Here is a 25,033-nt window from a genome sequence, read left to right as displayed (position 1 = left end):
ATGCGCGCCCGGCCCCACTTCGGCTTATAGGACAAAATGTGTGTCCCGATAGAACATCCGTTTCTATCCATTAATCAAGCCAGAACGGGTACGGGTCCCTGTGGTGGAGGTCCTCCCACACGGCCCTGTCGCCCCACTCCGGCCCTCCGTCCTCGCGCGACGGCGAGGCGGAGTAGACGCTGAACAGGAAGTCGATGTCCGCGTCGGTCGGCATCGCGGCGAGCTTCTCGCGCGCCGTCCTCGCGTCCCCCGAGTGCGCGTGGCACCACCAGAACACCGCCTTCACGCGCTTGACCGACGTCAGCCCCCGGTGGTTGCGCAGGACGGCCCTCAGCTGCGAGTTCACCCCTCCCTCGATCATGTTGTTGGTCGACGGCAGCGGGCCGGCCTTGGCCAGGGCGGGGTCGAGGTAGGTGAACAGCGTCCCCGCCGACACCAGCGACGACAGCGACGAGCGCGCCCGCCTCAGCCTCTCGTGGGTGTAGACCCTCCTGCCGTCCACCACGGTCCTGTCCTCCAGGAAGTCGGCCCAGAACCCGCACCAGTCGAGGTAGCGCTCGACCCAGAGCTCGGCCTGGTGCAGCGTCTCGATGCCCATGAGGTCGCGCGCGATGAGGTAGAGCTCGCGCCCCGCCTGGAGCTTCGGCCGCGTCGTCGTGTAGCGCTTGACCTGCGAGAAGGCGTGGAAGGTGCACCTCTGGACCCTGGTGCGCGGCCAGGTCTCGCGCACGGCTTTGGCGAACCCGCTCCCGCCGTCGGTGACGACCACCTCGGGCGCCGGGATCGGCGACATGAGGGCCGACCACGCCCTCGAGTTCTCCGACCTCGCCATGTACCAGGAGACCACCCTCTCGCCGCTGCAGCATATGAGCACGACGAGGTCGCGCGCGACCCAGATCCCGTCGACGTGGAGCACGCGGTGCAGCTCGCCGTCGGGGACGGGCATCGGCCAGACCTCCCAGAACTCGGCCGTCCTGCGCCTGAAGGACCGCCCGCCGCCCGGCATCGCCGCCTGGGAGTCCTTGGAGAGGAGCCACCCGAGGAACTCGTCCAGCCTCGTCGCCGTGTCGTCGTACCTCACCGTCGTCGACGCGCCGCAGGCCGTGCACCTCCACCGCTGGGACCCCGATGAGGTCCTGCCGTTGCGCTTGGTCCGACCGCCGCAGTAGGGGCAATAAACGGCCTTCATGGGCACCTCTTCCGAAAGGATATTTAACGGTTCCGGAAAAGGTTATCTACCTGCGGGAACGATAGGCAACCGGACACACATTCTGTCCGAGCGGTTAAAAGCGGGCACGGAATTTAAACGGCTGAAAAAGGGGCATCGACCTGCGCCGATGCCCCCAACGTGGACACACATTTTGTCCTATAAGCCCCACTTCTAAGTTGCGGTGAAATAGGGACTGTTTTTGCTGGCAAAAGGCCTAACTAATCTCTATTTCACCGCAAGTTTTGATCAGTTGTTGGGATTAGTTCACCTCGACGGGCTTGGCGCCGGGATAACGGTCCTCAAAGTCTAGGCGGTACTTATTGTCATTGGTGCCCGCCACGTTGTCGCGTGACAGCGGCGCCACGATCTCATTCTTGTGGTCCGCGGGCTTTGCGTACTTCAGGCTGATCTCCCAGGCATCGCAGATCGCGTCAATGCGGTGGTCCAGGTCGTCATACAGGGCAACGATGTCTTTCCAGGAGCTGTAGTTCTTGGAGCTCGTCGGGACGTCCAGGTCCTCGACGATGTCGTAATACTGCTCGATGGTGTCCTCCGTGCGCTCGGCGACGTCGGCGAGATTTTGACGGGCGGTGCGATCTTCTTCCAGATAGCTGCCATTGAAGGCCTGCGCGCAGGCGCGGACCTGGCTATCGAGATCTTCGAGCAGATCGTAGTATTCGCTCAGGCGACGGTAGAGGTTCTGCTCGGAGAGGGTTGCTTCGCCGTCGTCCTCGTCGTCCTCGTCGTCATCATCGTAGAGGCTATTGGGGTCGTCGAGAGGCTTGAGGTCATCATCGTCAACATCATGGTGCAGCTTAGTAATCTCGGCAGTCGTTTGCGTGGCGGCGTTGTCGAAAGGCTTGATCACAAAAAAGATGACCAAGGCGATGATAATTGCCACGAGCACAACGATAACGGCGATAAGCGCCTTGGTGCTGCTCTTTTTGGCGGCGGGGGCCTGTGGTGAATCAGGCGCGTACGTAGATGCCGGTTGCTGTTGGGGCGGGGTGTCCGCGACGGGTATGCGCTGCGTCGTTTCGACCGCTGCGGGGCTGGCGGCGGGGTCGGGGCGATAGGCGAGGGAGTCGTCCGGCTTAGCTTGCGGCGTATCGAGGAAGCCGGTCTGCTCAAACGCGGGTTGGCCATTGCTTGCGGTTGTCTGCTCAACGGGTGCACCGCATGAGGTGCAGAACTTGGCATCATCTGCAAGAAGTTTGCCGCACGAGGCGCAATACCGAGACATTGCCACTCCTTTCGCCACATTTCAAATCAATACGACGATTATACCCAGCGCTCAAAAAAGTCGGCAGTTAGGGACGTTCCTTTTCTGCCGGCACTTTAGGAACGTCCCTAGCTGTCGCCTAGTCATTTAAGAGCGTCCCCAATGACTACCCAATGACTAGGCCCGATTTGGGACGCACCGAGCACTGGGGTATCATGGCTTGGTTGATATATATCTGCATTTACGCGCCTTGTAGGAAGGGGCTGCGCCCATGGCTTTTGAGCCCGCTCAACATAGCTTCATTACGCTCGAGGGTGTCGATGGCGCCGGTAAATCTACGCAGGCGCGCCTGCTTGCCCGTGCGCTCGAGCTCGCTGGCTACCAGGTTGTGAGCCTGCGCGAGCCGGGCGGTACCGCCATCAGCGAAAAGATCCGTGCTCTGCTGCTCGACCCTGCCAATACGGCGATGGGCGACACCTGCGAGTTGCTGCTCTACGAGGCGGCACGCGCTCAGTTGGTGCACGAGGTCATCGCGCCCGCCCTTGCTGCCGGCAAGGTGGTCCTGTGCGATCGCTTCTACGATTCCACGACCTGCTACCAGGCGTTTGCCGATGGCCTCGATCGTCAGATGGTGCGCGATGCCAACAACCTGGCCGTCGCGGGTACGCACCCGGCGCTCACGCTCGTCTATCACATCACGCCCGAGCAGGCGGCGCTGCGCATGGCAGCCCGTGGCGCGGCAGATCGCATGGAGGCTAAGGGCATGGCCTTCCAAGAGCGTGTCTACCAGGGTTTTTGCGCAATTGCCGCCGAGGAGCCAAACCGCGTAAAGCTCATCGACGCCACCGCGACCATCGAGGAAGTCTTCGAGAAGACGGTCGAGCAGGTTCGCGCCTACGGCCTCGATATTTCCCAGGATGCTGTCGCCGCCGCGCTTGCCAAGGAGGCCGAGTAACATGGCCCCCGCTCAGGCAAGCCTGCTGGCCAAGCTCGACACCCAAGAGCGCGTGCGCGACTTTTTGACCAATGCCGTCGCCAGCGGCCGTGCATCGCACGCCTACCTGTTTTTGGGCGCCCCCGGCGCGGGCAAGCTCGATGCCGCGTGGGCGCTCGCCCAAGCCTTCCTGTGCGAGCAGGACGGCTGCGGCGCATGCGACAGTTGCGTGCGCGTTGCTCGGCATACGCATCCCGACGTGCACTATTACACGCCCGAGAGCGCCACGGGCTACCTTATTGCCCAGACCCGCGAGCTGCTCGATGACGTGCCGCTGGCACCCATTCGCGCCAAGGCCAAGGTCTACATCATCGATCGTGCCGAGCAACTGCGCGCTAACACCGCCAACGCGCTGCTCAAGACACTCGAGGAGCCGCCCGAGGGCGTTATGTTCATCTTGTTGGGCACCTCGGCAGACGTGATGTTGCCCACCATCGTGAGCCGCTGTCAGTGCGTGCCGTTTCGGCTGGTGTCGCCCACCGTGGCCGCGCAGGCCGTGAGCCGCGCGACGGGTCAGGATCTCGCGCGTTGCCGCATGGCGGTCGCCGTGGCGGGAAGCCCCACACGCGGCATCGAGTTCCTTAAGAGTGCCGAGCGCCAGGATGCTCGCCGCCAAATGGTCCGCGCCATCGATTCGCTCATCGCTGCCGACGAGGCTGATGTGCTCAGCCGCGCCAAGTCGCTCATCGTCGCCGTTAAGGCGCCGCTCGCCGAGGTCAAGTCCACACAGGAAAAGGTGCTCGAGCAAAACGCCGACTACCTGTCGCGTGGAGCATTGAAGCAGCTTGAGGACCGCAACAAGCGCGAACTCAACGCGCGCGAGCGTTCGGGTATCATGGAAGCGCTGGCGAGCGCGCGGACGCTCATGCGCGACGTGCTGCTGACACTTCAGGACGAGGCGGCCGACGTCGTGAACGAAGACGTGCGCGACACGATCGGGCGGCTTGCCGCCGCGACGAATGTTGCGGGTGCCACCCGGGCGCTCGAGGCGGTCGCGACCGCCGAGCGCAACATCGCCAGAAACGTTACTCCCCAGCTGGCCATCGAGGTCATGCTGTTCGATATCAGGAAGGCACTGAAATGCCGTTAGTCGTACCCGTTAAGTTTACCTACGCCTCGCGCGACCTGTGGTTTGATCCGCAGGATCTGGATATCCTCGAGGCCGATTATGCCATTTGCTCCACCGAGCGCGGAACCGAGATCGGCCTGGTCACGGCCGATCCCTTCGAGGTGCCGCAAGATGAGATCGGCCAGCCGCTCAAGCCCGTGCTGCGCGTGGCGAGCGACATCGACCTGCAGCTTGCCGACGACCTGGCCATCCAGGGCGACGAGGCCATGGTCGATTTCCGTCGTCTGGTCAAAGAGCTCGACCTCGAGATGAAGCCGGTCGGCGTCGAGTACCTGTTTGGCGGCGAGAAGGCTGTGTTCTACTTCGCGGCCGAGGAGCGCGTCGATTTCCGTCAGCTCGTCAAGGACCTGTCCTCGACGCTGCACATTCGCGTCGACATGCGCCAGATCGGCGTGCGCGACGAGACCCGCCTGGTGGGCGGCTATGCCCAGTGCGGCCAGGAGCTCTGCTGCACGCGCTTTGGCGGACAGTTTGAGCCGGTTTCGATCCGCATGGCAAAGGAGCAGGACCTGCCGCTCAACTCGTCCAAGATTAGTGGCGTCTGCGGCCGCCTGATGTGCTGCCTGCGCTACGAGTTCGAGGCGTACAAGGACTTTAAGAGCCGCGCGCCCAAAAAGAAGACGCTTATCGATACGCCGCTTGGCAAGGCGCGCATCCAGGAATATGACACGCCGCGTGAGCAGCTGGTGCTGCGCCTGGAGAACGGCAAAGTCTTTAAGGTCAACCTGGCCGATATGACGTGCTCGGAGGGTTGCAAAAAGAAGGCCGCCGAGCAGGGCTGCAACTGCCGCCCCGACTGCGTGACGCGCGACGTGCTCGAGCGCATCGAGTCGCCCGAGATGCGTCTGGCGCTCATGGAACTCGATCGCGAAAACGGCGTCGACGTGGGCGATGGCCTGTCGAGCGCCGATCGTCTGGCCGGCACATCGATGCCCAAGCGCCGTCGTCGCGATGCCGAATCCGATGCTCGCACCGCTCAGGGCCAGGGCGAGGGCCGTGGCCGTGGAAAGGGCCGCGGCAAGGCCGAGGCGCCCGAGACCGAGGGAGCAGCCGATGGCCGTCGCCGCCGCAAGCGCACGGCGTCCGTCGACAATGGCGAGGCCGCGGGTAAGAACGCTTCCCGCGAGCGCGAGGCTCAGCAGCCCCAGCAGCAAAATCGCGGCGGTGGCATGAACCCCACGCGCCGTCGTCGCCGTCACCTGTCGAGCGAGGAGCGCGAGGACGCCTTCCGCGCCGCAGCTGCTCGCGAGGCCGGTGCCGCTCCCAAGGGCGCCTCGGCCTCCGACGCGCCTGCCGACAAGGCTGGCAAGCCGCGTGGCGAGGAGGAGCGCGCGTCACGTCCGCGTCGTCGCCATTCCTCGGGCGCGCAGCAGAAACCCTCGATTCCTTCTGTGGCCGATCAGGTTTCGGATGGCGAAGTCAAGGTCACGCGCCGTCGCCCCGGCGATGGCGGAGGAGCTGCCGCCAAGGCTTCGCACGGCGGCGCTCGCGACGAGTGCGAACCGCGTGAGGATCGCGGCGGCGAGGGCTCGACCGACCAGGGTCAAAAGCGTCGCCGTCGCCGTCGCTCCCGCAAGCCGCGCCAGGACGGTGGCGAAGGCTCGACCCGCACCTCGTCCGTACCGCAACCGCCTGCCGGCGAATAACGTCCGTAAGCGGATGTAACCCGCCTGACCCCAGCACCTCTGGGTATCATGGCTCTACACCGACAACCCTCCCTTCGCCTTCGCGTAGGGAGGGTTGTGTCATGAAGAGACATCTGAACGTATTGACTCGCTTGCAGGGCGCAGGCGTCCTACCGTTTGCGGACGAATTGCTACCGCTTGCCGAGCGCGCGACGTATGAGGCGCTCGAGGCGTTGTCGCCCACGCGATGCGCTGGCTGCGAGCGTTCCGGTGCGCTGATCTGCCAGGATTGTCTGGCATCGCTCGCGCTCATCGATCCGTGTCATAGTTGCATCCGATGCGGCGCCCCGTTTGGGGATTTGCTGTGTACCGAGTGCTCGGTCGAGGGCACGTCTTCGGCAATGGCCGAGGCGCTCGATCGCTGCCTGGCGTGTGCCGTCTATGCACATCCGCTGCCGCGCATCATCAAGGCGTACAAGGATGCGGGCGAGCGCCGTCTGGCACCGTATCTGGCGGAGTTGCTCTACGACACTGCCTTGCATGCCCAGGTGGCAGCATCCGATCGCTACGGCGGTGTGTTGTCCGGTGCGGACGCGGTGGTGTTTGTGCCCGCGACTGCGGCGGCGTTTCGGCGGCGTGGATTCGACCATATGGAAGCAATCGCGCGCTCGTTTTGCGATCTTTCGGGTGTCCCGTTGCTGGACGCCCTGGTCAAATACGGTCATGGTGACCAGCGAGAGCTCGGCCGCGATGAGCGCCGGGAGCATGCCCGGGGCATGTACGAGACGGTCGAGGATGTGCGCGGCCGCCGTCTGCTGCTCATCGATGATGTCATTACCACGGGCGCGACCATGGCAGCAGCCTCGGCGGAGCTCAAGCGTGCCGGCGCCGCAGCAGTCGATGGCCTCGCTATCGCACGCGTTTGGTAGGGGGTGGTTTTGTGGCAGTGAAGATAGCGCGGCGCATCGAGCCGACAAGCGAGCAACTGGCGGCCTCCGTAGTCCTGACCGGTGCCTCGGCGCTGCGCATGATGCGCGCCGAGCGCCGACAAATGGGTTACATCAGCTGGAGAGACCTCGATCCCGATGAAGAGCGCCGTGTGCTGCATACATCGTCTCCCTCGGCCGAGGACATTTATCTTCCCGATTTGGTGCGGATCGGGGCCGTGAGTGGCGAGGTCCAAGAAGACTTGTGCCTGCTGGTGGGGTCGGCGAAGCAGCGTCGCCGCATGCCTGGTGCAAGCTGGTCCGTTTGTTCTACAGACCTGCCGGACGCCTCGATTTTGGAGGTGGAGCCGGGAGTGTACAGCTTGTCTCCCGAGGCCCTCTGTGCCGCCGTTGCGCGCGAAGTCGGCTGTATCCAGGCATTTGCCCTGGCCCAGGAGCTGTGCTCCAAGATTTCGCTGAGCGATCGCGGGCAGTATCTGCCCCCTTACAGCTCGCCTACCGTGAACAGGCTTGCAAAGGATAAGGACCAGCCGTCAGATGTGGGCTACTTTGAGGTCGAGCCAGTGCTGACGCCCGATCGCCTGGCAGATTACCTTGCGGCATGCAAGGGGAGCGCGGCCAAGCAGCTGCGGCGGCTGTGCCCCTTTCTGTCGGAAAACCTGCGCTCACCCATGGAATGCATCATGCTTGCCATGTTTTCGCTTCCGTTTTCTTATGGCGGATTTGCCTGCGGTCCCTTTAAGACCGACCACAAGATCGAGTTCAACGACCGTGCGCAGGCGATCTCGGGGATGCCGTATGCGGTTTGCGATGCCTATCAGGAAGCAGCTCGGTTTGACCTGGAATACAACGGTGAGCAGGGCCATTCGTCTCGCGGCGGGCGCATTCACGATGAAAAACGCAATACGGGTTTGGCGTCCATGGGAATCGAGGTCGCGACGGTCAACAACGAGATGCTCTGCGACATGGAAGCGATGGAAGCGCTCGCATGGCGCATCCACCAGCGTATGGGTAAACGATATCAGAATCGTGTAGAGGCTCGTCGAAAGAGGCAAGATGCTCTGCTGAATACGCTCCGAGCGTGCTTTGGGCTCAAGCCGGCGTAAAACTATGGCTTTATAGGGGGTCTGTTTATATGCCATGTGCAAAAAACGGCAAATATGAGTACTGTTACTAGATTAGTGACAGCAAAAATAAAGAAACTTGGGCCGAAAAACTGGATTCAGCGAAGAGATAATAAACGAATGTGGAATATCTTGGCGCCAAGCGGGCTGTGCGGAACTCAAAAAGGGCTCGTGGGGCGGAAATACGCTGCTACTAAATTGGTAGCAGTACTCATATTTGCCGTTTTTTGCACACGGCACCCTGAGACGGGTGCCCCGGGGCTCCCCGTGGGGGAGCTCCGGGCTTCATGGGGGCACGAATGGTCCGCCCCGACCTGCGAAATCTGTGCTCGCGATGCGAATGACGCCCCTAACCTTAAACTTTAGCTTGAACTTAGCTATAATGCGCTACGTTCCTACCAGGCTGTGGTTGCGGACGGACGAAATGCCCGTCCTAGTCCAAGACAGACGCGGTCAAAGGGATCCACGTAAGCGACCGCGTGCGCGCGGCGCGATCATGGCGCGTCCTAGATGTAAGCCGCACCGTCCGTTCTACTTTCTTTGGGGCAATACCGCCTCGCGGGCGAGCGGGCCAGTCGTGAAGGTGGCTGCGGCCTCCCGAGCAAACACCCCGGTGCGCAAGTGTGGGGTCAAATACCAGGTCAGCTGGTGGGAACAATCTGATATTCCGCGCAACGCACGGATCGTATACGACACAGAAGGCAGGGTAGTGGACATGGTGAGGGGCAGCTTGATGCACGCGGCTCGGTTAGGTGCTGGGACCGCAGCGGTCATCGCCGTTTTGGGCCTGAGCGGATGCGCGTTCAACCCGCTGTCTACGTTCACGACTCCCACGATCGACCAGATCGAGTACGAGACCGTCACGCCCGCGGTGTCGGATGATGCCCTGGTCACCCCCGGTACCCTGACGGTTGCCCTCGATACCTCCGATGCGCCGCAGGCCATGCAGGGCGCTGACGGCGAGCTCACGGGGTATGCAGTCGACGCTGCCCGCGCCCTCGCAAGCCGCATGGGCCTTAAGGTCGCCTTTGTCGATGCGTCCTCGGCGGGTTCCGCGCTCGGTGACAAAAAGGCTGATATCTTTATCGGCGAGATCAACTCCACGGATGGGGACGTTAGCTCGCTCGGCACGTGCCTGTACGATGCCGCTTCCGTGTTCGGTAAAACCAGCGATGGTGGGTCGCTGAGCGTTTCCACCGATACCCTTAACACGTCTACTCTGGGTATCCAGATGTCCTCGGCCTCGCAGGAGGCGCTTGCTAAGCAGAGCATCACCTCCAACCAAAAGACTTACTCCAACATCAACGAGTGCTTTGAGGCGCTCGAGTCCGGCGAGGTCGACTATGTGATCTGCGACTCCACGGCTGGCGGTTACCTTGCGCGACTGATGAGCGAGATCTCCTATGTCGGTGCGCTCGAGGCGCCCTCGACGCTTGGTGTTGCAGGCCTTTCGTCCAATGACGAACTGTGTCGTGCCGTGAGCGATGCCCTCGACGGTATTACGGCCGACGGCACGCTCGAGGCGGTCCACTGCGTCTGGTACGGCACGATGCCCTACGACCTCACCACTAAGACGGTTTCGGGCGCTAACGTGCAGCCGGGCGACTCTGAGTCCAGCGAGACCACATCCTCCGGCAGCGAGTCCTCCGATTCCAACAATGAGACCGCATCCTCCGAAGACAAATCGTCCAGCCAGGAAGACACCATCACCGACGACGACATTAACAAGCTTAATAGCTAGTTATTGCTAGGGGTGGTGTCTCCTATGCGCTAGGAGAGATGCCCCTTCACGGTTTCAACACGCACTGCCGGGTTTCCCCAATAGGGGAGCCCGGCTTTTTCATCTCTATAAAACCAGCAGGTCAAAGCCAATTTTCGGGACCAAATACAAAGTCGCCGGCTCCCTCCTATAGCGCACTTTGCCACAGAAAAGTGCGAGACTTCGGTATGCGGTATCAAGCAACCGTTATTCGGGTCTTTCGGAATCCGCGTGATTAAATGCACGGCAATGGGTACATAGCCAGTACAGTAAGTCCCCGAGGCAGATTGGAGCCACGTATGGATATCAAGGTTTCTGGACGCAAGACGACGGTAACCGATGCTCTGCGTGCGCATGTGGATGAGAAAATCGGCGAGGCGCTCAAGGTTTTCGATATCGAGCCCATGACGGTCGACGTTGTACTTCGCTATGAGAAGAACCCCTCGAACCCCAACCCGGCAATCGTCGAGGTCACGGTTCGTGCCCGCGGTTCGGTGATTCGCGTTGCCGAGCACGGTGCAGATATGTACGCCGCCATCGACCTCTCCGCCGATAAGGTCACCCGCCAGCTGCGCAAGTTCAAGACCAAGGTCGTGGACAACCGCCAGGGCGGTGCCAGCGCCGCGGATGTCGCGCCGGTCGAGCGCGTCGAGGATCTGGCCGACCTGCTGCTGCCCGAGGAGGAGGACGACCTGCTCGTCCGCGAGAAGGTTATCGACGTCACCCCGATGACTGAGGAGCAGGCGCTGGTGCAGACCGATTTGCTGGGCCACGACTTCTACGTGTTCGAGAACGCGACGACCGGTCTCATCAATGTGGTGTATCACCGTAAGAATGGTGGATATGGCATCATCAAGCCCCGCATCGAAACACTTGACGAGTAAAATACGTTAACTTGCATGAGTTAACGGTTGGCGGCAATCCCATGCGGGTGGCCGCCTTTTTACGTAAGGAGTCGCTTTGATGGACAAGGCCGCATCCGCCGGTCATTCGGACCGTTGCCGCATCGTCGTCGATACCTGCTGCGACTTTAGCCCCGAGGTCGCCGCGAACCTCGATGTCGATATCCTGGGTTTCCCCTTCATTATCGATGGCGAAGAGCGCACGGATGACATCTGGTCGAGCATCACACCCAAGGAGTTTTACGACCGCATGCGCGCTGGTGCCCGCGTGTCCACCTCGGCTGTGTCGCTCGGTCGCTATATCGAGTTCTTTACCGAGTGCGCCAAAGAGGGCACGCCCACGGTCTACCTGTGCTTTACCTCGGCGCTGTCGTCGAGCTACAACTCCGCGTGCCAGGCGGCAGATGCCGTGCGCGCCGAGTATCCCGATTTTGAGCTGTACGTGGTCGACAACGCTCTGCCCTGCGCGACCGGCGCGCTCTTGGCGCTCGAGGCCGTGCGCCAGCGTTCGGCGGGACTGACCGCCAAGCAGCTGGCCGATTGGGCAAACGAGGCAAAGACCTACGTGCACGGCTACTTTACGCTCGAGAGCTTCGACGCACTGGCTGCCGGCGGCCGCATTCCTCCCGCGGCGGCGCAGCTCACGGCAAAGCTCGACGTCAAGCCCGAGCTCTCCTACGACCTGGCCGGCTCGCTGTCGCTGATCGGCGTCAACCGCGGCCGCAAGAAGGCGCTCAAGTCCATCCTCAAGTCGTTCCGCGAGAACTACGTGCCCGATCGCACCATGCCCATCGCCATCATGACGGCCGATGCCGAAAAGGATGGTGACTGGCTCGAAGCCGCCATCCGCAAGGAGGAGGGTTGCGCCGACGTCACGATCATTCGCGGCTCCGTGGGTCCCACCATCGGCTCGCACGTGGGCCCCGGCATGGTGGGCTGCGCGTTTTGGGGTAAGAACCGCGCCGACAAGGCCTCGCTTTCCGACCGTATCGCCCGCCGCGTGCGCGGTCAGTAGGCAAGCGCTGCGTCCGTAATCGCCCTCGACTCCCAGCCCAAACGCTGGCACCGAGTATTCAACCTGGTAACAACACCCAACCCAAAAGGAAAGGTTTCATGGCAAACAAGCTCTCCGTCGCATTCATCGGCACCGGAATCATGGGTGCCCCCATCGCCGGCCACATTCTGGACGCCGGCTATCCCGTCACGGTCAACAACCGCACCAAGTCCAAGGCGGCGGCGCTTATCCAGCGCGGCGCCGTCTGGGCAGATACGCCGGCCGATGCCGCGGCGAACGCCGATGTCGTCTTTACCATGGTGGGCTATCCCTCCGAGGTCGAGGAACTCTACCTGGCGGGCGACGGCCTGCTCGCGTGCACTAAGCCCGGCGCGGTCTTGATCGACCTCACCACGAGCTCGCCCGAGCTTGCCCGTGACATTGCCGAGGCCGCCCAGGTTTCTGGTCGCATGGCGTTTGACTGCCCCGTCACCGGCGGCGAGTCGGGCGCTATCGCCGGTACGCTCACGGCTATCGTGGGCGCTACCGAGAACGACATTGCGCCGGTCCGCGACATCCTTGCCACCTTTGCGGCCAACATCTGCTGCTTCGACGGCGCCGGCAAGGGCCAGGCTGCCAAGCTCGCCAACCAGGTGTCGCTGGGCGCCTGCATGGTCGGCATGGCAGACGCCATGGCATTTGCCGAGCTGAGCGGCCTTGATCTGGAGAAGACCCGCCAGATGATCCTGGGCGGTACCGGCAAGTCCGGCGCCATGGAGAGCCTGGCTACCAAGGCGCTCGACGGCGACTACAAGCCCGGCTTTATGGTCGAGCACTTCATCAAGGACCTGCGCTTGGCGCTCGCCTATGCCGACGATCGCGAGCTTGCGCTGCCCGGCGCCGACGTGGCCTTTACGCTCTACGACATGCTCGATGCCATCGGTGGTGCCAAGCTGGGCACCCAGGCCATCACGGTCCTCTATAAGGAGGAGGCCGACGCCATCGCCGCCGGTCTGGACTGGTCGCAGTATCGTCCCGAAGAGCACGGTGCTCACGAGGACGGCTGCGGTTGCGGCGAGCACGGCGACGACCATGAGTGCGGTTGCGGCCACCACCATGGCGAGGACCACGAGTGCTGCGGCGGCCACGGCCATGATGATGGCCACGAGTGCTGCTGCGGCCACCATCACGGGGAGTAGCGCCCATGAGCTGGACGTTCGTGGTGCTTGCGCTGGTGCTCTTTCTCTTCGCGATCTACATTGGCTTTTTGTGCGGCCAGTGGGCGTGCGAAAAGCGCGTCATCACCAAGCGCGACTACTGGATTGCCAACTTTGCAGGCGCGGCGGCAGTCGTCCTGCTGACCTGGGTGTTCTCACTGTTCCCGCTGGTGCAGTTTGCGCCGATCGGCTGGCTCGGCGGCTTTATCGCCGGTCTTAAGATGAGCTTTGGCGAGTCCGTCGGTCCGTGGCGCAAACACGACGAGGTCTTTAACGTCAACAAGGCTCATCGCGCCGCCGCCGACGCGGGCGACGCTGAGGAACGCCGCCGTGCGCGTCGCAATGGCGCGGCCGACCGACAGCTCATCTCGGTCACCGATGACAGCAAGGGTGCTGGCAAGCACGCTAAGTAATAGTAAGAAGAGGTAACTATGGCAGAAAACAAAGACGAACAGCTCACCGACGAGGAGCTGGCACAGCTTCAGCTGGCAGAGGAGAACGAGAACGCCGTCGACCGCCTGGTTCAGGAGCTCGGCTGCCCCACGCGCCGCATCCGCCAGTTTGCCGCCCGCGTGCTGCATCTGCTTGCCGAGCGCGATCCCCAGCGCGTCGTGCCCTGCGTGCCCGCGTTGATCGAGGCGCTCGACCGCCCCGAGGCGCAGACCCGCTGGGAGGCCCTCGATGCCCTGACGGCGCTCGCCACCACCTGCCCCGAGCAGCTGGGCGATGCCTTTGAGGGCGCCGAGACCGCACTGTTCGACGAGATCTCCTCCACGCTGCGCTATGCCGCCTTCCGCCTGCTGTGCGTGTGGGGTGCCACGAGCGTCGAGCGTTCGCGCGAGGCTTGGCCCATCCTGGACGAGGCCATCCAGTGCTACCACGGCGACCTTGAGTATCGCGACATGCTCGGTTGCCTGTACGAGTTTTGCCAGGGCGAGATCGACGCCGAGGTTGCCGAGAAGCTTGCGCTGCGCCTTAAGTTCGATGCCGAGAACGGTAAGGGCAGCTATCTTAAGGCCCGTTCGAGCGAGATTTGCGAAATGCTTGTTAAACGTTTTGGCCTGGATCTCTCCAAAAAGAAGAAGCGTGCTAGCGTAAAAAAATCTGACGACGCCGAAGACGAGGAGTAACAGATTATGGCGCACGATGTAGTCCTGATTCCCGGTGACGGTATCGGTCCCGAGATTACGCAGGCCATGCGCCGCGTGGTCGAGGCCACCGGTGTCCAGATCAACTGGAACGTCCAGGAGGCCGGTGCCGGCGTCATGGACGAGTTTGGCACGCCGCTGCCCCAGCACGTGCTCGATGCGGTCGCCGAGACCAAGGTTGCCATCAAGGGCCCCATCACCACGCCGGTCGGCACGGGTTTCCGCAGCGTTAACGTGGCCCTGCGCAAGCACTTCGACCTGTACGCCTGCGTGCGCCCCTGCCTGTCGCAGCCGGGCGACGGCTCGCGCTTCCGCGACGTCGACCTGGTCATCGTGCGTGAGAACACCGAGGACCTCTACGCCGGGATCGAGTTCGATGAGGGCGCTGCCGAGGTCGAGGAGCTCTCACAGCTTGTCGAGCGCTCGGGTCAGAAGACCTTCGCCGCCGATTCCGCCATCTCAATTAAGCCCATCTCCATCGCCAAGAGCCGCCGCATTGTGGAGTACGCCTTTGAGTACGCCCGCCGCTGCGGCCGTAAAAAGGTGACGGCCGTGCACAAGGCCAACATTATGAAGGCGACCGATGGCCTGTTCCTGCGCGTTGCGCGCGAGGTGGCCGCCAACTATCCCGATATTGAGTTCAACGACAAGATCGTCGACGCCACCTGCATGGGCCTGGTCCAGAACCCCAACGACTTCGATGTCCTGGTGCTGCCCAACCTGTACGGCGATATCGTCAGCGACCTGTGCGCCGGCCTGGTAGGTGGCCTGGGTATGGCCCCCGGCTCCAACATCGGTGCCGACTGCGCCATCTTCGAGGCAACGCATGGCTCCGCGCCCGATATCGCTGGCCAGGATATCGCCAACCCCACGGCCGAGATTCTGTCTGCGGCTATGATGCTCGATCATCTGGGCGAGAACGATGCGGCCAATCGTATCCGCGCCGCCGTGTCCGCCACGCTCGACGAGGGTAAGCAGGTTACCGGCGACGTGCGTCGTGCCCAGACCGGCTCCGTCGAGGGCGCCGTGGGCACGCAGGCCTTTGCCGATGCCGTTATCGCGCACCTGGCCTAAGACATGCAGGCTGCAAACGCCTAAATAGTACTTAAGTGTTTGCGTATAACCTAAGAATCAATACGCCCGGCACTCTGTCGGGCGTATTCTATTGAAGACTATGTTTCCTAACAAGGAGTAACTGATATGGGTCTGATTCAAAAGAAGGACGAGAAGGACGAGATCGACGGCATCCAGATCATCGAGCGCGGCGAAGGCCCCGACGGTGACGAGGACGAGAAGATCGATCTGGTCGCCGGTACGTCTGCCGAGCACATTGCCGCCGGCACGACGGCCGAGGAGGAGGACGCCCGACTGGAGGCTCAGATTGCCGCGGATGCCGCTGACGAGAATCTGATGCCCGAGGCCCAGGATGAGGACGATGATATTCTGGGTTCCGATGAAGACGACCATGCATCCAGGCACAAGAAGACGATGATTGCCGCCTTTGTGGTTGCCGTCGTGATCGCCGCCGTGGTCGGCTTCTTTATTGGCAATGGCGGCTTTGGCGGCAAGGGTGTCGGCTCGTCGACCCTGACCGAGGACCAGCTCGATTCGACCGTGGCAAGCTATAGCTACAACGGCAAGAAGAGCGACATCACCGCGCGCGAGGCCATCGAGAGCCAGTACAGCCTCGACACCGTCAAGGATAGCGATGGCAACTACACCGCTCCTTCTGCCGACGTCATCCTGTCCTACGTGCGCAACAAGATCCTGCTCGACGCTGCCGAGGACGAGGGCATTACCGTCTCCTCTAAGGAGATGAAGCAGTACGCCGAGGAATCCATCGGCACTTCGGACTACAAGACCATGGCCACGCAGTATGGCGTGTCCAAGGACCAGGCCAAGCAGATCGTCCGCCAGTCCGCGACGCTGCAGAAGCTCTACAAGAAGAAGGTGGGCGATAGCTCCGCAAGCATGCCGACCGCCCCGACCGAGCCTGCTGACGGCAACGAGGAGACCGCGAGCAAGGACTACGCCGATTACATCATCAAACTTGCCGGCGACGAGTGGGATAGCGAAAAGGGCACCTGGAAGGACGCCGATAGCACCTACGCTAAGGCCTTCGCTGACGATGCCTTTACGGCTGATAGCGCTACCTACAAGCAGGCCATGACCGCCTATTACACCGCCTACCAGCAGTACTCTTCGCAGGCTTCGAGCGCCAGCTCCAAGTGGACCGAGTATGCTAACGGCCTGTATGCCAAGGCCAACATCAGCATCTATGGTCTGTTTGCATAAAGATCTGTCTGAGCCGCCGAGCGCGTAACCGAAATATCTGAATAAGCCCGCTAGAACGGATGTTGTTCTAGCGGGCTATTTGCGTTTAGGCGCTGGTGGCTAAATTATGCCTATCAATCTTTACGTCCAAAAAGGTTATCGGCTTCATCGTCAGGCATATATTCCAGTACATCGCCCGGTTGGCAGTCGAGTGCCCGACATATCGCGTCAAGAGTTGAAAAACGTATGGCAGAAACCTTGCCCGTCTTAATGCGTGACATATTGACCTGGGAGATGCCCACGCGTTCCGCAAGCTCTTTGGATGAGATCTTGCGTTCGGCGAGCATGCGGTCAAGCCGCAGAATAATCATGGATTCCTCCTAGAGCAACTCGTCATCTTGTTTTTGCAGGATATACCCGTAGCGGAAGATGCTGGCAATCAGGCAAATAATCAGGCCTGCAAAGAGCATGGAGGGCTCGAATAACTGGCCGGCGAACGCATCCGTAAAGCTGCCGCCAAATCCTAAGAGTATCATTCCCGTGATTACGGCACCAAGAAGCCTCACGGCAACGCCGACGATAAGGAATAAATGTCCTACTCGACGAAGTGTCTGGTTACATTCAAGGTCAAAGGGCCTGCCTTCCTTTTCAATGTTGAAGAAAAGCCTGCGCACGCTTATCGCGATGGTAAGCGCGAGGCATGTTATCAAGAGGCTCCCTATGGCAGTGTGGCCATCGTGTGCGACGAGCATAAGTGGGGCCTGCGCATCGGTACCGACAATAGCCAGGCACGGCCCTTCGCCGGCTTGAAGTTCTACGGATTGGAGGCACGACCCTTGGGAGAGGCCGGGCAATATAAGTAGAAGGTCAATCGCAATGACTGCGAGGAGTCCCAGAGCGAGCGCTGTGGTAATGCAGATTGTGGCCCATTTGCAGATGCGAGCGAGCTTCCTCAGTTTGGCTATCGTCTGTTCGCGGCTGATGGTTTCATTCGATATAGATGCGTTTCGGTGGACCATAACCTCTCCAATCGGCGTTTTGGATGATACTTGTATCATATCATAATTAACGATAAACGATAAATAATTACGTATACTGAGTAAGTAATGATTGAAAACGATTAGCGTGAGCTATTAGCTCATTTTGGATGCCGGAGTTTGGCGTTCGGGGGATGAGGACAAATGCCAAAAACTTCCCGTGATCGCGCAAGCGCTCCATCGCGCTTCCCTAATTCATCTGGGAAAACAACTGCAAACGATTGCAAGTAACCGGTGAACGGTCGAAAACTACCGTTCACCGATAATCTCAAAACTGGTTCTAACTGGTATTAAGTCAAAAAGACCAATTCACATATCTCCACAATGACCTGCAATTTTTCTTCACGCTATTTTTAGCCGCCCTGCGTTGTTTAGACACAGGAAAAGATCCGATCTTTTGCCATAGCATTTCGAAACGGTTTCAAAACCGCAGGTAGAAGTGTTAACGACCGGTAAACGGTCGATTTATCACCGTGAGCGGTGCAAAAACGTTTTACCGTATGAATCAAGGAAAGCGACCTCTTCTGGGGTGATATAGTGACAACAACACGTCACGTGGTTACTACCAGTTTAGAAACCACTGGTCTTCAAAGAACGCTTTCCAAGAAGCTTTAAGGGCGAGCGCCCGCTGGCTTCCGAAAATCATCGGACTCAGATTGTACACACCTTCGGAAGGGAAATTTGAATGGTTGGCTTTATTCTTACCGGTCATGGACAGTTCGCACCCGGCCTTGCAAGCGCTATCGCGATGGTTGCCGGCGACCAGCCTGCTTTTACCGTCGTTCCTTTTGAGGGCGACCAGGCCGCATCCTACGGTGAGGATCTCCGCGCCGCTATTACCGCCATGCGCGAGGAGTGCGATGGCGTGCTCGTCTTTACCGACCTGCTTGGCGGCACCCCGTTCAACCAGTCGATGATGATTGCCCAGGATGTCGACAACGTCGAGGTTCTGACTGGCACCAACCTTCCCATGGTTATTGAGCTTCTGTTCCTCCGAGGCAATGCCACGCTCGCCGAGCTTGGCGAGCAGGCCGTGACCGTTGGACAGACGGGCGTCACCGCCCAGACGGTCGCATCCGTTGCCGGCTCCGAGGAAGAGGATATCTTCGGCGACGAGGACGGCATCTAATGGCCGATTTCGGAGCCAACGTCCTGAGCTCCTCGGTCGCCCTTTTAGGCCTGCTTGTCATCATGGGCTTGATTTACACCATCTGGTCGCAAATCAACATGAAGAAGAAGCAGAAGTACTTCAAGGAGCTGCACACCGAGCTCAAGCCGGGTCAAGAGGTTCTTTTCGCCGGCGGTATCTACGGAACCGTCAAAGGCATCGAAGGCGAGAAGGTCCAGATCAAAGTCCGATCCGGAGCCGTCGTAGATGTTTCGCGTTACGCGATTCAGGAGATCAAGTAACTGTCGTCAGCAAATAACGAAAGGAAGCTGATCAACATGGCAGAACCCAACATTCTTCTTACCCGCATCGATAACCGACTGGTTCATGGTCAGGTTGCCACCCAGTGGAACTCCACCCTGGGCTCCAACCTCATCCTCGTCGCCAACGACGACGTGGCGTCCAACACCATGCGCCAGAACCTCATGAAGATGGCCGCTCCCGCCGGCGTCGCTACGCGTTTCTTCTCTCTGCAGAAGACCATCGACGTCATTGGCAAGGCGAGCCCGCGCCAGAAGATCTTCATCGTGGCCGAAACACCGGAAGACGTGCTTACGCTCGTCAAGGGCGGTGTGCCTATAAAGAAGGTAAACATCGGCAACATGCACATGTCGGAAGGAAAGCGCCAAGTCGCCACCTCCGTCGCAGTTAACGACGAGGATGTCGCTGCGTTTAAAGAGCTGCAGGAATTGGGGGTGGAGTTGGAGATCAGGCGCGTTCCGAGCACGCCTGTTGAGGACACGAGCAAGCTCTTCTCGTAATCCTCGTGATCCACGTTGTCAGGAGTGAAACCCTGACGTTCTGTACGTGAAATCCAAAGTGCGTACATACATTTTGAAAGGAGGAGCAAGATGGAATACTCGATCATCCAGATCGCTCTGGTCTTCGTCGTCACGTTCATCGCGGCAATCGACCAGTTTGACTTCCTCGAGTCTCTCTATCAGCCCATCGTCACCGGCGCCGTCATCGGTCTTATCCTTGGCGACCTTAACACCGGTCTTCTCGTGGGTGGTACCTATCAGCTCATGACGATCGGCAACATGCCGATCGGAGGTGCTCAGCCGCCTAACGCCGTCATCGGCGGCATCATGGCAGCCATTCTCGCTATCGCCACGGGCCTCGAGCCCAACGCGGCAGTCGGCCTCGCCATTCCGTTCGCTCTGCTTGGCCAGCTTGGCGTTACCCTGGTCTTCACGCTTATGTCCCCGCTTATGTCCACGGCCGATAACATGGCTCACAACGCGGACACCAAGGGCATCGAGCGCCTGAACTACTTCGCCATGGCTCTGCTCGGCCTGATCTTCGCTGTCGTCGTCACCCTGTTCTTCATCGCTGGCGCTACCATCGGTCAGACCATCGCTTCTGCCATCCCGACTTGGCTGCAGACCGGTCTCTCCGCTGCAGGCGGCATGATGCGCTTCGTCGGCTTCGCCGTCCTGCTCAAGGTTATGATGAACCGCGATATGTGGGGCTTCTTCCTCATGGGCTTTGGCCTCGCGCTCATCACCGTTGCCAACGATTCGCTGGCAACCCCTGCTCTGCTCATCCTCGCTCTCATCGGCTTCGGCATCGCTTTCTGGGACTTCCAGCAGCAGACCGAGCTGAAGGGTGCAGCTGTTTCTGACGGAGGTGACTTCGAAGATGGCATCTAATGAGTATGTGATCCCGGAGCACTACGAGGATCTCACTCCTGCTCCGCAGCTCGACCAGAAGACCCTCAACAAGATGGCTTGGCGCTCCTGCTTCCTGCAGGCATCGTTCAACTACGAGCGCATGCAGGCCGCTGGCTGGCTTTACTCCATCATCCCCGGTCTGGAGAAGATCCACACCAACAAGAACGACCTCGCGGCTTCCATGAGCCACAACCTGGAGTTCTTCAACACCCACCCGTTCCTTGTCACCTTTGTTATGGGCATCGTGCTTTCGCTCGAGCAGAACAAGGTTGACATCCCCACGATCCGCGCCGTCCGCGTCGCCGCAATGGGCCCGCTCGGTGGTATCGGTGACGCCCTGTTCTGGCTGACGCTCGTGCCTATCACGGCCGGCATCACCTCCAACATGGCCATCAACGGCAACGCCGCTGCACCGATCATCTTCCTGGTGATCTTCAACGTCGTCCAGTTCGCTCTGCGCTTCTGGCTCATGAACTGGTCCTACAAGCTTGGCACCAGCGCTATTGACGCTCTGACCGCCAACATGCAGGCCTTCACGCGTGCCGCTTCCATCATGGGCGTCTTCGTCGTCGGTTGCCTGGTCGTCACCATGGGTGGCACCCAGATCAACCTCCAGATCCCCAACGGCACCACCCGTGGTCTCTCCGCTACTACCGTGATCGTCTCCGAGAAGGAGGCCGAGAACTTCACCGGTATGGAGGGCATCGATACCGAGACCGCTGAGGCCGGTACCATCGCCATGACCGATAAGGACGGCAACGCCCTTACCGCTTCCGATGCCGACGGCAACGCTGTCGAGTGCGGCGTCACCGATCTGGGTAACGGCATGGAGTCCGTGACCTACGGCACCGTTACCGAGGATCCGGTCAACTTCTCTGTTGCCGACACCCTCAACACCATCGTCCCGAAGCTCGTCCCGCTTATGCTTACGCTGCTGCTTTACTACATGTTCGCTAAGCACAGCTGGACCCCGACCAAGGGCATTCTCCTGCTCTTCGTCCTTGGCATCCTGGGCGCTGGCCCGCTTGGTCTCTGGCCGAGCATCTGGTAAGGCTCTAGCTTGAGGGGTGTGTCCCTACGCGGCTCACACCCCGACCCCTTAAGCCATGTGTATGTTAAAAGCCGCGTGCTCGAAAGAGCGCGCGGCTTTTGTTTTCTTAATGATTCGGGTGTGGCAGACAGATAATGCATAACACCCTAGGTAGTTAGCCGAATTCGAGCAAAAGGGAGGATAGGATGGCGATCGGAGCGCGTAAGCAACCGCTGTACGATCAGCTGGTCGATATTCTGACCGAAAAGATTGACCATGAATATCGCGCCGGTGACATGATTCCTTCCGAGCGCGAACTTTCGGAGCGCTATGGTCTCTCGCGCACTACGGTACGCCTGGCTCTGCAGGAACTGGAGCGTTTAGGACTGGTGGTTCGGCAGCACGGTCGCGGTACCTTTGTGACCGACCGTTCGGCAAAAGCAACCAATCTTATGCAGTCCTACAGCTTTACCGAGCAGATGCGCGCGATGGGTCGAGAACCCGAGACCACGATTCTCGAGTTTTGCGAGATGGAGGCCGATAAGAATCTGGCCGAGCATATGGGATTGCGCATCGGTGATCGCATTTTTAAGCTCAAGCGTCTTCGCTCTGCCGACAACATGCCCATGATGGTCGAACGCAGCTATCTACCGGTTCGTCAATTTCTGTCCCTAAAGCGACCGCTGCTGGAGCGTAAGCCGCTTTACGATGTGATTGAGCAGGACTTTCAGCAAAAGATTCGCGTGGCCGAAGAGGAGTTCTATGCGAGCATAGCCCGTCCCACCGATGCCCACCTTTTGGGAATTGTCGAGGGCTCGCCTGTGCTCGATTTGGTCAGGACTACGTATAACGAGTCAAACGAGGTAGTGGAGTACACACTTTCGGTTGCTCGTGCCGATCAGTTTAAATACAAGGTTTACCACCAGCGCAGTAACTAGTGCTCGCATCGTTTCCATAGGGTGATTCTTTGCATTTAACTGGTTACTACCAGATAACCAACCGAAGTGTATAATTGCACGTCAGAGGATTACTTCTAGAGAGAGGTATTAGAAATGTTCGAGAAGAGTGTCGAGGAGCTCACCGAGCTCGGCGCCCAGATCACCACGGCCGAGATTGCTCAGCAGCCCGAGCTTTGGCGTGATACGCTCAACATCTATCGCGAGAACAAGGAGGCCATCGAGGCCTTCCTGGCCGAGGCTCGCGCTATGGGCGAGGGTCGTCTGTCCGTTGTCTTCACCGGTGCCGGTACGTCCGACTACGTTGGCGATACCTGCGCCCCGTACCTGCGTCACGCTGGCAACACTGATCTCTACGACTTTAAGCCCATCGCCACGACCGACATCGTGAGCGCCCCGCGCGACTTCCTGCGCGCCGAGGATCCCACGCTCGTGGTTTCCTTTGCCCGCTCTGGCAACAGCCCCGAGAGCCTTGCCGCCGTTGCCGTTGCCAAGGAGCTCGTCCACAACGTCAAGTTCCTCAACATCACCTGCGCTCCCGAGGGCAAGCTTGCCGTCGAGTCTGCCGATGATCCCAATGCGCTGACGCTGCTCATTCCGCGCGCCAACGACAAGGGCTTCGCCATGACCGGTTCTTATTCCTGCATGACCCTGCTCTCCACCCTTATTTTCGACACTGCCTCTGACGAGCAGAAGGCCGAGTGGGTCGAGACGATTGCCAAGATGGGCGAGGAGGTCATCTCCCGTGAGCCCGAGATCGCCGATTACCTGGCTGGCGATTTCAACCGCGTGACCTACTTGGGTTCTGGCTCCTTCGGTGGCCTTGCTCAGGAGAGCCAGCTCAAGATCCTCGAGCTCGCTCACGGTCTGGTCGCTACTTCCTACGACACCTCCATGGGCTATCGTCACGGACCTAAGTCCTTCGTCGACGATAAGACGCTCGTCTTCGTGTTCGTCAACAACGACGCCTACACCCGTCAGTACGACATCGACATCCTCAACGAGATCGGTGGCGACGAGATCGCTCAGCACACCATCGCCGTTCAGCAGGAAGGTGCCACCGTCTATGAGGGTGAGTCCTTCACCTTTAAGGGCTACGAGGCACTTCCCGAGGGTTACCTTGCTCTGCCGTTCGTGATGTTTGCCCAGGCTATCAGCCTGCTCAACTCCGTCCGCGTGGGCAACACGCCCGATACGCCGAGCCCCACCGGCACGGTCAACCGCGTGGTTAAGGGCGTGACGATTCACCCCTTCACCGCTTAATCGCGTCCCCCTGTAAGGGCGCCCGTCCGCTCATAACGGCGGGCGGGCGCTTTTTGTTTTACGTGAGCTGGGTATAAGCATTACCACAGTCAACTGCTTTAGAAGCGAGGAGTGCATATGAGCACGTACGCAATTAAGGCTGACAAGTTCTTCTTGCCGGCAGGCCCGCAACTGGGCGGCTATCTTATGGTCGAGGATGGCGTTTTTGGCGCCTGGCAGGCCGACGAGCCCTCTTGCGAGATTAAGGACTACACGGGATCGTGGATCGCACCGGGTATGGTCGATACTCACATCCATGGCTTCTACAACCACTCAACTACCGATAACGATCCCGAGGGCATCGATATCAGCTCAACCGAGCTCGCCCGTCGCGGTACCACCAGCTGGCTGCCCACGACGTTCACCGATGGCGTCGAACAGATCAAGGACGCCTGCGCTGCTATCGCCAAGGCGGACGAGGGCCGCGGCCCCGACTTCTGCGGTGCCCGCATTCAGGGCATCTACCTGGAGGGCCCCTTCTTTACCATGAAGCACGTGGGCGCGCAGAACCCCGCTTACCTGATTGACCCCTCCGAGGAGGTTTTCGACCAGTGGCAGGAGGCTGCGGGCGGTCGCATCGTTAAGAGCGCCATGGCCGCCGAGCGCGACGGTGCCGCTGCTTATGCGGCTGCTCTGAACGCCAAGGGCGTGGTGACCAGCATCGGTCACTCCGACGCCACCTACGATGAGTGCATCGCCGCTATCAATGCCGGTGCCAGCTGCTTTACGCATACCTATAACGGCCAGCGCGGTCTGCATCACCGTGAGCCCGGTGTCGTGGGTGCTGCCATGTCCACGCCCGAGACCTACGCCGAGATCATCTGTGACGGCAAGCACGTAAACCCTGCCGCCATCAAGGCACTGCTGCAGGCAAAGGGCTGGCAGCACACGGTGCTCATCACCGACTGCCTGGGCTGCGGCGGCATGCCCGAGGGCAGCTACACCAGTGGTGGCATGGACGTCATCATGAAGGACAACCTGTGCTGGCTCGCCGACGGCAAAAGCATTGCCGGCTCGGTGCTCACGCTTGCCCAGGGCGTCAAGAACATTGTCGATTGGGGCATCGCCAGCGCTGATATCGCCATTCGCATGGCAACCGAGGTGCCGGCTCGCTCTGCGCACATCGAGGATAAGTGCGGCAGCATCATGCCGGGTCGCGACGCCGACTTTGTCGTGTTCGACCATGAGCTCACCCTCGTCGAGACGTATGTTGGCGGCCAGAGCGTCGGCAACGCCTTTACCGATTAACGATAGAAAAAGACGGCGGGCCCGAATCTGCTCGGACCCGCCGTATGGGTTAAACGCTCAAAAGCACCTTAACA

25 protein-coding genes are annotated in these 25,033 nt (G+C 60.3%); 21 read left to right on the top strand and 4 right to left on the bottom strand.

All coding sequences use genetic code 11. The features are described 5' to 3' along the window. Positions 1–70 precede the first annotated feature (70 nt). Positions 71–1,189 (bottom strand): IS1249 family transposase, encoded by a 1,119-nt coding sequence (locus tag ACGHIZ_RS10395; protein ID WP_138111757.1) that lies wholly within the window; start codon positions 1,187–1,189, stop codon positions 71–73. A 280-nt stretch (positions 1,190–1,469) separates the two neighbouring features. Continuing rightward, positions 1,470–2,453 (bottom strand): zinc-ribbon domain-containing protein, encoded by a 984-nt coding sequence (locus ACGHIZ_RS10390; protein ID WP_390399038.1) that lies wholly within the window; start codon positions 2,451–2,453, stop codon positions 1,470–1,472. A gap of 250 nt (positions 2,454–2,703) precedes the next feature. On the opposite strand from ACGHIZ_RS10390, the gene tmk reads away from it, so the two are divergent. From tmk to ACGHIZ_RS10325, 13 genes are all read left to right on the top strand, one after another. Next, positions 2,704–3,387: a dTMP kinase gene (gene tmk, locus ACGHIZ_RS10385; RefSeq protein WP_390447891.1), complete on the top strand. Its 684-nt coding sequence runs from the start codon at positions 2,704–2,706 to the stop codon at positions 3,385–3,387. 1 nt (position 3,388) lies between these two features. Then, positions 3,389–4,516, top strand: a complete 1,128-nt coding sequence (locus tag ACGHIZ_RS10380) for an ATP-binding protein (RefSeq protein ID WP_118081558.1) — start codon at positions 3,389–3,391, stop codon at positions 4,514–4,516. Then, a complete protein-coding gene (gene ricT / locus ACGHIZ_RS10375) occupies positions 4,507–6,201 on the top strand; it encodes a regulatory iron-sulfur-containing complex subunit RicT (RefSeq protein ID WP_118081560.1) in 1,695 nt (564 codons plus the stop codon). The genes ACGHIZ_RS10380 and ricT overlap by 10 nt, the downstream gene beginning before the upstream one ends. Before the next feature lie 101 nt (positions 6,202–6,302). Beyond that, the gene (locus ACGHIZ_RS10370; protein WP_118081562.1) at positions 6,303–7,109 is read left to right on the top strand and encodes a ComF family protein; all 807 of its coding nucleotides are present in this window, start codon (positions 6,303–6,305) and stop codon (positions 7,107–7,109) included. Between the two features lie 11 nt (positions 7,110–7,120). Further along, positions 7,121–8,233 carry a hypothetical protein gene (locus ACGHIZ_RS10365; protein ID WP_118081564.1) on the top strand — a complete coding sequence of 371 codons (1,113 nt, stop codon included), beginning with the start codon at positions 7,121–7,123 and terminating at the stop codon, positions 8,231–8,233. A 733-nt stretch (positions 8,234–8,966) separates the two neighbouring features. Beyond that, positions 8,967–9,992, top strand: coding sequence for a substrate-binding periplasmic protein (locus tag ACGHIZ_RS10360; RefSeq protein ID WP_390449933.1), 1,026 nt, complete (start codon positions 8,967–8,969; stop codon positions 9,990–9,992). A gap of 317 nt (positions 9,993–10,309) precedes the next feature. Beyond that, positions 10,310–10,894 carry a ribosome hibernation-promoting factor, HPF/YfiA family gene (hpf, locus tag ACGHIZ_RS10355; RefSeq protein WP_035137685.1) on the top strand — a complete coding sequence of 195 codons (585 nt, stop codon included), beginning with the start codon at positions 10,310–10,312 and terminating at the stop codon, positions 10,892–10,894. Between the two features lie 79 nt (positions 10,895–10,973). Further along, positions 10,974–11,927: a DegV family protein gene (locus ACGHIZ_RS10350; protein ID WP_390447886.1), complete on the top strand. Its 954-nt coding sequence runs from the start codon at positions 10,974–10,976 to the stop codon at positions 11,925–11,927. A gap of 98 nt (positions 11,928–12,025) precedes the next feature. Beyond that, the gene (locus ACGHIZ_RS10345; protein WP_368131727.1) at positions 12,026–13,105 is read left to right on the top strand and encodes an NAD(P)-binding domain-containing protein; all 1,080 of its coding nucleotides are present in this window, start codon (positions 12,026–12,028) and stop codon (positions 13,103–13,105) included. Between the two features lie 5 nt (positions 13,106–13,110). Then, positions 13,111–13,536 carry a hypothetical protein gene (locus tag ACGHIZ_RS10340; RefSeq protein WP_346964050.1) on the top strand — a complete coding sequence of 142 codons (426 nt, stop codon included), beginning with the start codon at positions 13,111–13,113 and terminating at the stop codon, positions 13,534–13,536. An 18-nt stretch (positions 13,537–13,554) separates the two neighbouring features. Beyond that, positions 13,555–14,253, top strand: coding sequence for a HEAT repeat domain-containing protein (locus ACGHIZ_RS10335; RefSeq protein WP_117564743.1), 699 nt, complete (start codon positions 13,555–13,557; stop codon positions 14,251–14,253). A 6-nt stretch (positions 14,254–14,259) separates the two neighbouring features. After that, entirely contained in the window at positions 14,260–15,345 is a 1,086-nt protein-coding gene (locus tag ACGHIZ_RS10330; RefSeq protein WP_117802809.1) for an isocitrate/isopropylmalate dehydrogenase family protein, read from the top strand. Between the two features lie 126 nt (positions 15,346–15,471). Further along, positions 15,472–16,566 (top strand): hypothetical protein, encoded by a 1,095-nt coding sequence (locus tag ACGHIZ_RS10325; protein ID WP_161194361.1) that lies wholly within the window; start codon positions 15,472–15,474, stop codon positions 16,564–16,566. Between the two features lie 113 nt (positions 16,567–16,679). Here ACGHIZ_RS10325 and ACGHIZ_RS10320 read toward each other — a convergent pair whose 3' ends face one another. Next, entirely contained in the window at positions 16,680–16,916 is a 237-nt protein-coding gene (locus ACGHIZ_RS10320) for a helix-turn-helix transcriptional regulator (protein WP_117847904.1), read from the bottom strand. Between the two features lie 9 nt (positions 16,917–16,925). Next, a complete protein-coding gene (locus ACGHIZ_RS10315) occupies positions 16,926–17,603 on the bottom strand; it encodes a hypothetical protein (RefSeq protein WP_390447880.1) in 678 nt (225 codons plus the stop codon). 664 nt (positions 17,604–18,267) lie between these two features. Between ACGHIZ_RS10315 and ACGHIZ_RS10310 the strand changes: the two genes are divergently transcribed. The 8 genes from ACGHIZ_RS10310 (at position 18,268) to nagA (ending at position 24,959) form a co-directional block, all read left to right on the top strand. After that, complete coding sequence (locus ACGHIZ_RS10310; RefSeq protein WP_035137680.1) at positions 18,268–18,711, top strand: PTS sugar transporter subunit IIA; 444 nt, start codon at positions 18,268–18,270, stop codon at positions 18,709–18,711. Beyond that, positions 18,711–18,992, top strand: coding sequence for a preprotein translocase subunit YajC (gene yajC, locus ACGHIZ_RS10305; protein ID WP_022094612.1), 282 nt, complete (start codon positions 18,711–18,713; stop codon positions 18,990–18,992). The genes ACGHIZ_RS10310 and yajC overlap by 1 nt, the downstream gene beginning before the upstream one ends. Before the next feature lie 36 nt (positions 18,993–19,028). Continuing rightward, the gene (gene agaV, locus ACGHIZ_RS10300) at positions 19,029–19,511 is read left to right on the top strand and encodes a PTS N-acetylgalactosamine transporter subunit IIB (protein WP_022094611.1); all 483 of its coding nucleotides are present in this window, start codon (positions 19,029–19,031) and stop codon (positions 19,509–19,511) included. Between the two features lie 90 nt (positions 19,512–19,601). Further along, positions 19,602–20,402, top strand: a complete 801-nt coding sequence (locus ACGHIZ_RS10295; protein ID WP_022094610.1) for a PTS sugar transporter subunit IIC — start codon at positions 19,602–19,604, stop codon at positions 20,400–20,402. Beyond that, positions 20,392–21,474, top strand: a complete 1,083-nt coding sequence (locus tag ACGHIZ_RS10290; protein ID WP_055251210.1) for a PTS system mannose/fructose/sorbose family transporter subunit IID — start codon at positions 20,392–20,394, stop codon at positions 21,472–21,474. Before ACGHIZ_RS10295 ends, ACGHIZ_RS10290 begins: the two co-directional genes overlap by 11 nt. Before the next feature lie 185 nt (positions 21,475–21,659). Next, entirely contained in the window at positions 21,660–22,391 is a 732-nt protein-coding gene (locus tag ACGHIZ_RS10285) for a GntR family transcriptional regulator (RefSeq protein ID WP_022094608.1), read from the top strand. 114 nt (positions 22,392–22,505) lie between these two features. Beyond that, a complete protein-coding gene (locus tag ACGHIZ_RS10280; protein ID WP_035137674.1) occupies positions 22,506–23,672 on the top strand; it encodes an SIS domain-containing protein in 1,167 nt (388 codons plus the stop codon). A 117-nt stretch (positions 23,673–23,789) separates the two neighbouring features. Continuing rightward, positions 23,790–24,959, top strand: a complete 1,170-nt coding sequence (gene nagA, locus ACGHIZ_RS10275; RefSeq protein WP_117847910.1) for an N-acetylglucosamine-6-phosphate deacetylase — start codon at positions 23,790–23,792, stop codon at positions 24,957–24,959. Positions 24,960–25,033 lie beyond the last annotated feature (74 nt).

The organism is Collinsella sp. i05-0019-G5 (assembly GCF_042851345.1).
Classification (GTDB): Bacteria; Actinomycetota; Coriobacteriia; order Coriobacteriales; family Coriobacteriaceae; genus Collinsella.
This window is presented reverse-complemented; position numbering and strand designations above follow the sequence as displayed.

What these genes read in the sequence shown, in the direction of transcription:
- ACGHIZ_RS10395 (WP_138111757.1), bottom strand. Translation starts at nt 1,189, where the DNA reads ATGAAGGCCGTTTATTGCCCCTACTGCGGCGGTCGGACCAAGCGCAAC.
- ACGHIZ_RS10390 (WP_390399038.1), bottom strand. Translation starts at nt 2,453, where the DNA reads ATGTCTCGGTATTGCGCCTCGTGCGGCAAACTTCTTGCAGATGATGCC.
- tmk (WP_390447891.1), top strand. Translation starts at nt 2,704, where the DNA reads ATGGCTTTTGAGCCCGCTCAACATAGCTTCATTACGCTCGAGGGTGTC.
- ACGHIZ_RS10380 (WP_118081558.1), top strand. Translation starts at nt 3,389, where the DNA reads ATGGCCCCCGCTCAGGCAAGCCTGCTGGCCAAGCTCGACACCCAAGAG.
- ricT (WP_118081560.1), top strand. Translation starts at nt 4,507, where the DNA reads ATGCCGTTAGTCGTACCCGTTAAGTTTACCTACGCCTCGCGCGACCTG.
- ACGHIZ_RS10370 (WP_118081562.1), top strand. Translation starts at nt 6,303, where the DNA reads ATGAAGAGACATCTGAACGTATTGACTCGCTTGCAGGGCGCAGGCGTC.
- ACGHIZ_RS10360 (WP_390449933.1), top strand. Translation starts at nt 8,967, where the DNA reads ATGGTGAGGGGCAGCTTGATGCACGCGGCTCGGTTAGGTGCTGGGACC.
- hpf (WP_035137685.1), top strand. Translation starts at nt 10,310, where the DNA reads ATGGATATCAAGGTTTCTGGACGCAAGACGACGGTAACCGATGCTCTG.
- ACGHIZ_RS10350 (WP_390447886.1), top strand. Translation starts at nt 10,974, where the DNA reads ATGGACAAGGCCGCATCCGCCGGTCATTCGGACCGTTGCCGCATCGTC.
- ACGHIZ_RS10345 (WP_368131727.1), top strand. Translation starts at nt 12,026, where the DNA reads ATGGCAAACAAGCTCTCCGTCGCATTCATCGGCACCGGAATCATGGGT.
- ACGHIZ_RS10340 (WP_346964050.1), top strand. Translation starts at nt 13,111, where the DNA reads ATGAGCTGGACGTTCGTGGTGCTTGCGCTGGTGCTCTTTCTCTTCGCG.
- ACGHIZ_RS10335 (WP_117564743.1), top strand. Translation starts at nt 13,555, where the DNA reads ATGGCAGAAAACAAAGACGAACAGCTCACCGACGAGGAGCTGGCACAG.
- ACGHIZ_RS10330 (WP_117802809.1), top strand. Translation starts at nt 14,260, where the DNA reads ATGGCGCACGATGTAGTCCTGATTCCCGGTGACGGTATCGGTCCCGAG.
- ACGHIZ_RS10325 (WP_161194361.1), top strand. Translation starts at nt 15,472, where the DNA reads ATGGGTCTGATTCAAAAGAAGGACGAGAAGGACGAGATCGACGGCATC.
- ACGHIZ_RS10320 (WP_117847904.1), bottom strand. Translation starts at nt 16,916, where the DNA reads ATGATTATTCTGCGGCTTGACCGCATGCTCGCCGAACGCAAGATCTCA.
- ACGHIZ_RS10315 (WP_390447880.1), bottom strand. Translation starts at nt 17,603, where the DNA reads ATGATACAAGTATCATCCAAAACGCCGATTGGAGAGGTTATGGTCCAC.
- ACGHIZ_RS10310 (WP_035137680.1), top strand. Translation starts at nt 18,268, where the DNA reads ATGGTTGGCTTTATTCTTACCGGTCATGGACAGTTCGCACCCGGCCTT.
- yajC (WP_022094612.1), top strand. Translation starts at nt 18,711, where the DNA reads ATGGCCGATTTCGGAGCCAACGTCCTGAGCTCCTCGGTCGCCCTTTTA.
- agaV (WP_022094611.1), top strand. Translation starts at nt 19,029, where the DNA reads ATGGCAGAACCCAACATTCTTCTTACCCGCATCGATAACCGACTGGTT.
- ACGHIZ_RS10295 (WP_022094610.1), top strand. Translation starts at nt 19,602, where the DNA reads ATGGAATACTCGATCATCCAGATCGCTCTGGTCTTCGTCGTCACGTTC.
- ACGHIZ_RS10290 (WP_055251210.1), top strand. Translation starts at nt 20,392, where the DNA reads ATGGCATCTAATGAGTATGTGATCCCGGAGCACTACGAGGATCTCACT.
- ACGHIZ_RS10285 (WP_022094608.1), top strand. Translation starts at nt 21,660, where the DNA reads ATGGCGATCGGAGCGCGTAAGCAACCGCTGTACGATCAGCTGGTCGAT.
- ACGHIZ_RS10280 (WP_035137674.1), top strand. Translation starts at nt 22,506, where the DNA reads ATGTTCGAGAAGAGTGTCGAGGAGCTCACCGAGCTCGGCGCCCAGATC.
- nagA (WP_117847910.1), top strand. Translation starts at nt 23,790, where the DNA reads ATGAGCACGTACGCAATTAAGGCTGACAAGTTCTTCTTGCCGGCAGGC.